General features: G+C 58.0%; 14 protein-coding genes. 1 reads left to right on the plus strand and 13 read right to left on the minus strand.

Features of this window, described 5'->3' with window-relative positions; genetic code table 11:
• From IPM39_25875 to IPM39_25910, 8 genes are all read right to left on the minus strand, one after another.
• Positions 1-213 (minus strand): hypothetical protein (locus IPM39_25875; protein MBK8989447.1); only part of this gene is annotated, 213 nt, incomplete at its 3' end.
• A 184-nt stretch (positions 214-397) separates the two neighbouring features.
• Positions 398-622 (minus strand): hypothetical protein, encoded by a 225-nt coding sequence (locus IPM39_25880; protein ID MBK8989448.1) that lies wholly within the window; start codon positions 620-622, stop codon positions 398-400.
• A gap of 398 nt (positions 623-1,020) precedes the next feature.
• Complete coding sequence (locus tag IPM39_25885; GenBank protein ID MBK8989449.1) at positions 1,021-1,263, minus strand: hypothetical protein; 243 nt, start codon at positions 1,261-1,263, stop codon at positions 1,021-1,023.
• Positions 1,264-1,381: 118 nt separating this feature from the next.
• Positions 1,382-1,594 (minus strand): hypothetical protein, encoded by a 213-nt coding sequence (locus IPM39_25890; protein ID MBK8989450.1) that lies wholly within the window; start codon positions 1,592-1,594, stop codon positions 1,382-1,384.
• A 35-nt stretch (positions 1,595-1,629) separates the two neighbouring features.
• A complete protein-coding gene (locus IPM39_25895; GenBank protein MBK8989451.1) occupies positions 1,630-1,917 on the minus strand; it encodes a hypothetical protein in 288 nt (95 codons plus the stop codon).
• A gap of 50 nt (positions 1,918-1,967) precedes the next feature.
• Positions 1,968-2,270: a hypothetical protein gene (locus IPM39_25900; protein ID MBK8989452.1), complete on the minus strand. Its 303-nt coding sequence runs from the start codon at positions 2,268-2,270 to the stop codon at positions 1,968-1,970.
• 197 nt (positions 2,271-2,467) lie between these two features.
• Entirely contained in the window at positions 2,468-2,764 is a 297-nt protein-coding gene (locus IPM39_25905; GenBank protein ID MBK8989453.1) for a hypothetical protein, read from the minus strand.
• Positions 2,757-3,032, minus strand: a complete 276-nt coding sequence (locus tag IPM39_25910) for a hypothetical protein (GenBank protein MBK8989454.1) — start codon at positions 3,030-3,032, stop codon at positions 2,757-2,759. Before IPM39_25910 ends, IPM39_25905 begins: the two co-directional genes overlap by 8 nt.
• Before the next feature lie 196 nt (positions 3,033-3,228).
• On the opposite strand from IPM39_25910, the gene IPM39_25915 reads away from it, so the two are divergent.
• Entirely contained in the window at positions 3,229-3,387 is a 159-nt protein-coding gene (locus IPM39_25915) for a hypothetical protein (protein ID MBK8989455.1), read from the plus strand.
• Here IPM39_25915 and IPM39_25920 read toward each other — a convergent pair whose 3' ends face one another.
• The 5 genes from IPM39_25920 to IPM39_25940 all read right to left on the minus strand — a co-directional run bounded on the left by IPM39_25920 (position 3,388) and on the right by IPM39_25940 (position 5,535).
• Complete coding sequence (locus IPM39_25920) at positions 3,388-3,564, minus strand: hypothetical protein (GenBank protein ID MBK8989456.1); 177 nt, start codon at positions 3,562-3,564, stop codon at positions 3,388-3,390.
• Between the two features lie 184 nt (positions 3,565-3,748).
• The gene (locus tag IPM39_25925) at positions 3,749-3,949 is read right to left on the minus strand and encodes a hypothetical protein (GenBank protein ID MBK8989457.1); all 201 of its coding nucleotides are present in this window, start codon (positions 3,947-3,949) and stop codon (positions 3,749-3,751) included.
• 364 nt (positions 3,950-4,313) lie between these two features.
• Positions 4,314-4,532 (minus strand): hypothetical protein, encoded by a 219-nt coding sequence (locus IPM39_25930; protein MBK8989458.1) that lies wholly within the window; start codon positions 4,530-4,532, stop codon positions 4,314-4,316.
• The gene (locus IPM39_25935; protein MBK8989459.1) at positions 4,529-5,356 is read right to left on the minus strand and encodes a hypothetical protein; all 828 of its coding nucleotides are present in this window, start codon (positions 5,354-5,356) and stop codon (positions 4,529-4,531) included. Before IPM39_25935 ends, IPM39_25930 begins: the two co-directional genes overlap by 4 nt.
• A gap of 29 nt (positions 5,357-5,385) precedes the next feature.
• Positions 5,386-5,535: a hypothetical protein gene (locus tag IPM39_25940; protein ID MBK8989460.1), complete on the minus strand. Its 150-nt coding sequence runs from the start codon at positions 5,533-5,535 to the stop codon at positions 5,386-5,388.
• Positions 5,536-5,568 lie beyond the last annotated feature (33 nt).

Here is a 5,568-nt window from a genome sequence, read left to right on the forward strand (position 1 = left end):
CGCGTTGTATCCACGCCGGCGCATCTCGTCCAGACCCGCCCCCCACGTCAACAGGTCTTGTAAGCTGACGTAGTACAGTTCATGTTTACGGCCGTCTGGCCGCAGACCAAAGCCCAGGGCTGCCCACTCTGATGGCTTGTGCTGGCGCAGCGCGGTGCGAAATGAAGGAGCTATCAATTTCTGCTGTCTGGTGAAATCAACTTGTTTTGCCATCGGTCCAACCTCTTGTCTTGCTCGAATTACTTTGATCCTATCGCAGGCAATACGCCGACGGGAAGGCGCTTCGGGCGCGAGTTTTGGGCCAGTTTTAGGGACGGCCGTCCACTCTAACTACTACACCATCGGAGCGAGCAGTCCAGTCTGTTAGCAAGCGACGCGCTGTCCGCGCCTCTGTAACTCAGCTAATCCAATCGTAAACGTCAAGCCAGACTGGGCCATCGACCGTTTGCACTTCCTCAGTGGTCAGCATCGCGTCGCGCGTTTTGCCATCGTGATCACGAACAACCCGGATGTGGCCGAAGCCTTTGCTACATGCCCAAGCCTCCACCTCAGACCAGCTATCCAGATGCTCTTTGTTACTCAGCTCATCATTCCACACCCGATAGACCGTAAAAGTTGCCATCACCGCCTCCCTGCTTGTTGAATATGCCCTGATCCTCTCACCAGGTGAGCGTGACGGGAAGGCGCTTACGCCACGAGATTAGCCGATTTGCAGGCCAATTTAGCCTGTTTACCGTGCCATTTGTCCCAACCTGTGGCGATGTGGGAGGCGGCCAGCCCACTCCATTACGGCCGTATAGAAGACTCGTTGCAAGCTGGATGCAGATTTACCACCTCTGGTATGTTTGGATAGGTACAGGCGCAAAGCGCCAAGACGGGGCCATTACGATGCCTTTACAGCGGAATAACCGGATGAGCGTGACGGTGGCAGACGGCACGGCAGCACATAGAACAGATGTGCATAACACCACAACAAAAAAAGGCCGACCCGTAGGCCGACCTCTCTATTTCCCAACTACATCAGCGGCCAACCGCACGGTTGGCTACTATACGGGCGCGCACCTCATAGGCCATATCAGACACTACCTGATCGGCCGCTTCGTAATACGCGCTGTCATCGTCACCCTCACACGGCCGGCCGATTTTGCAAACGACCCGTTCGTGCACGACATCGGCGACGCGCGGGTGATGAATCGCATCCACAATGGACACCCCGTCTTGTTGGGCAATCCCGATCACCTGTTCACGCCATTGAATGTTCACTATCGCTGCACCTCCTATTCAAGTTGTCCTGATCCTCTCACAGTGTTTATCTGACGGGAAGGCGCTTCGGGCGCGAATTTTGGGCGGGTTTTTAGGGACGGCCGTCCCCGATGATCCTTTACGCCACCCGATCAAGCAGCTCAAACCGAATGTTCATAGCCTCCTCTAGCTGCCCCGCTTCGGTCATCAGAGCCAGACGGTCGTCCGTACTGGCGACCGCTTGCATTTTGGCGTAAGCGGCCTCGACCCCCTCTCGCAAGCCTTCTGTCTCTGCCCGGAATGCCACGCTCCCTATCTCTACCAACCGGTCAACAAGCTTTTGGTACATCATGTTCTCTCCGCTTCTTTCCACGATACCAACCCGTCCTAAATTCGCCAATCACCGCTAACGGCCGATTGCTCCACGTAGTGCGACGCGCCACAAGCTGGGCAAGTCGCGCTGTACAACGCGATGGTCGTTTCTGCCCAGCTCATCTGGGTCAGCTTTCCCCACGGCGTGCTGGCCGGGACGAAATCCGGCGCCAGGTCATCACGCTTCACAATCGTCACGTTCGACCAGTTCACCGCTTGCCGCGGATGACAGGTAACAGTCACGTCCAGACAGCCTCCGCAGTCAGGGCAAACCCCTTCCAGAACAGAGAAAATATTTTCCATCACAGCCTCCAGGGAGGACGGCCGTCCGGCCGTCCTCCAACAAACACTACCTACAGCCTACCGTCCAGTTCCAGGAAGACAGTGTCCATGTCGCGCAGTACCTCCCCCAGCGCTTCCCGCGCCTTCGGCTCTGACATGCGCCCCGTCACCACTTCGGTCAACTGGCGGTACAAGCCACCTAACCATTCGTACTCAACCAGCATCCGCCCCTCTGCTGGGCAGGCTACCAGCACATCGGCCAGGGCTACGCGGTCAATCGCCTCGTTTCTGTGAACCAGGCCGACCAGCGCAACCTCCAACCGGTCTGACCATTCAACCATCGTGCAAAACATTTCATCACTTACTGCGTTCATGTGAACCCCCTGTATTGAAGTATGACTTGATCCTCTCGCAGGAAAACGCCGACAGGAAGGCGAGTAGCAGCGAGTTTTTTTGACGGAGACTCAGGGAGGGGGTTGGCAACCGGCCAATTTACGGCCGCTTTGCAGTGCCTTTGCGACCGCAAACCGGTGGCCCGGCTTGGTAAGCCGGGCCACCCTGTTCCTACCGTCTACTCCTCTTCATCATCTTCCAAATCCCACGTATCCGCTTCCTGCTCCTCCTCGGTGATAAACACAATCATCACACCCATTATCCGCCCCTCTCCATCACGCAGACCGAACGCCTGGTACACCCCATCGCCATACCCAGACGACGCCACCGCCCCAAAGGGAATGACACCCGCCCTTTCCTCGCCCAGAGTCCGGTCGCAGCACAGGCTGTACCACGGCTCTTCCGCTACAAGCGGTTCGCTGACCGGGAACTGCTTTGCCAGACTGTCATCACGGTAGTGAGCCGCGTCAAACACCCCGGCCTGCCCACCACCGTCTACCCTGACTTCGATACCAAGAAGTTGCCAGCCAGCAACCGGCCGGCACAGGGCAATCCACGTGCGTCACCAATAGACGGGCAATCCGCGTACCCCAAATGCCTTCATCTGTCCGCTCCACGCTGGCTGCCCAACGGCCGTTCGCGGCTTCCACCTCGCCGGCGCACCACGTATCCACGTCGTAACACGGATCGGAAATGCGCAGCTTGCCGCTCGTCACATCAAACTCGCCAATAATGTCAAACATGGTCTAACCTCCGTTTTGAAAAACTGCTTGCTAAGATGATTTGATCCTCTCACCCAGAAAGCCTGACGGGAAGGCGAATAGCAGCGAGTTTTTTTGACGGGGACTCAAGGAGGGGGGCGCGCATCAGGCCAATTTACGGCCGTTTGACAGTGCCTTTACAAGCGGGCTGGAAATAGTCAGGGGCCTGGATGTTTGGATGTTTGCAGTGCGCCCGCGCCGTAACAGCGCCTTTACAACGCCTTTGCAACCAGTAAACGCCCTGCTGGGTGGGAGATGGGGGACAGACGGCGGGAAACAAAAACGGCCGTTACCGAACCGGGTAACGGCCGTTTGCCTACAGGAACAACCCACCTAACTATTCAGCCATGGCCTCCTCTGCCTCGCCGGCCGAATCCCAATAATCGTAATCACGCCGTTCGTAGCCGACCTCCCACCCGCCAGCCTCGGCGTCCCACTCGTCCTCGTCGTCCTCGGCCTCATCATCAGCTTCCACCTCGCCGGACTCCCCGATCATCTCAATCAGGTCGTCCATATTCGGGTCGTTGCTCAAGAAGCCACGACCACCACCGGCCTGATGCGCAGGTGGTCAATGATGTATGCCTGCACATACCCGTCATTGGGAAAGGCGCTTCAGGCAGCGAATCGCCCCGTTCAGATGCTCGCGTGCCTCTTCCACTAGATCAATCCGTTCTCTCGCTGTCAATGTTGCCATCGGTCTAACCTCCAAAAAATTCGCTAACCTTACGAGTCTCCACTGCGTACTCATCACCGGCATTTTGTACACCGGCGTCTACTATTGCCGCCAATGCCGCCGGGCGGTCTTGGCAGTCACCAGCCTTGGCCACGATTCGCTGTAGGGCAGCTATCTCTGTGGCGTTCAGGTAATCCAGAACGAGCGTGATGTTTATCATATCCATCGGTCCAACCTCCAGTTGATTTGTAATACACTTTGATCCTCTCACCTGGAAAGCCTGACGGGAAGGCGAATAGCAGCGAGTTTTTTTGACAGGGACTCAAGGGGGAGGTCAGGCCGCGAACCAATTTACGGCCGTTTGACAGTGCCATTTCAGGCAGACTGAGTATAGGCGGGGGCCGGTATATCTATATGGCCGCAGCCTGCCAGCTTGAAGACTGTGCCTTTACGATGCCGTTGCAACCAGGTGGCCTCAAGCCGGCACGAATTACCACACAACGCAACGGCCGTTTCCCTTGCGCAACAGATGTTCTATTCACCCAGGCAACAAAAAGGCGGCCAGTGGCCGCCTTTTCCTCAACCTCTCCCTACTCGCCATCCCCGCCGGCTATGCGGAGCAGCGTCGTATTGCCTCGCAGCGCATCCAGACAATCACGGTACGCATCCAACCGGCCAGCCGCCTTCAGGCGCATCTCAACAATCTGCGGATTGTCGCCCTGCAACCCGTTCAGCAATCGCTCATGGTAGGCAATCGCCTTTTGCAGCAATCCGACAATACCGGGTCGCTTCCGTCGCGTTCTCATCATTCACCACCCTTCATGAACGGCAACATGCCTGGCTCAAAGTCTGGATTCTCGCGGAAGTTTTTCACTTTCCGCAATTCCAGCAGCCGTTCCAGCAGGTTGCCCACCGCAGCGGCCTCACTGAGCAGCCCGGCCGCCGCCAAATCCCGCATGTAGCGGTAAGCGATGTCGCCGGCCGTGTCACGCTTTTCCCCGCGCACTTCCGGCAGCGCCCTGCTGGTGATCAAATCCCCATCCCCAGCGCGCATAGCACCCTGCTGCTCGGCTGCCGCCTGCACCTGCTGCGCCCAAAAGTCCGTAAAGTCGAAGGCCAACGCCGTCGTGTGCTTCATTTCCAGTTGCGCCAGGTACTGCTTAAACTGGACGAAGGGAACGGCCGTTTTGCCCAACAGCTTGAGCGCCTCGTGCTGAATGAAGTCCGGCATACGCGCCATCTCATTGGCGTGGGTGAGCGGCAGGATGCCGCGCCGCACCAGGTCTTGCGCCTGAGGAACCAACTTGAGCAGGCCCAGCCGCGCCTCTACGTTGGCGTACGTCGTGGCGCAGCGCTCGGCCGTTTTCTCAATGCTGTAGCCCAGGACGGCCGTAAACTCGTAGTACACGGCCGCTTCTTCCATGGCGTTGAGCTGCACCCGACCGATGTTCTCCATCGCCATCACCACCCGCGCCCGCTCATTTTCCATCTCTTCGATGAAGGCGGGGATGGTCTCCCACCCCAGGTACGTTGTACAGGCGCGAAAAGCGACGGTCGCCTGCCACCAACTCGTAGCGCGCTTCCCGCGCCCGGGCCACAGCACTCGCCCGGTTCCACCTGCACCGACTGGCATACTGCACACCACCGGTACCGGCCGTACCGTCACCGGCGACCCAACCCATCCTCCTGGATACTGGCCGCCAGCCCGCGCAGCGAAGCTTCAGTGAAACCCTGGTTATCCTCCTGACGCTGGTTGGCGCTCTTCAGGACGAGTGCCACCGGCACGCTATAAGCCGTCTTAACTGTTTGCATGTCCATCTGGTCTAACCTCCTACTTTGAACTCA

This window comes from Candidatus Leptovillus gracilis (genome assembly GCA_016716065.1).
In the GTDB taxonomy this organism is placed as follows: domain Bacteria; phylum Chloroflexota; class Anaerolineae; order Promineifilales; family Promineifilaceae; genus Leptovillus; species Leptovillus gracilis.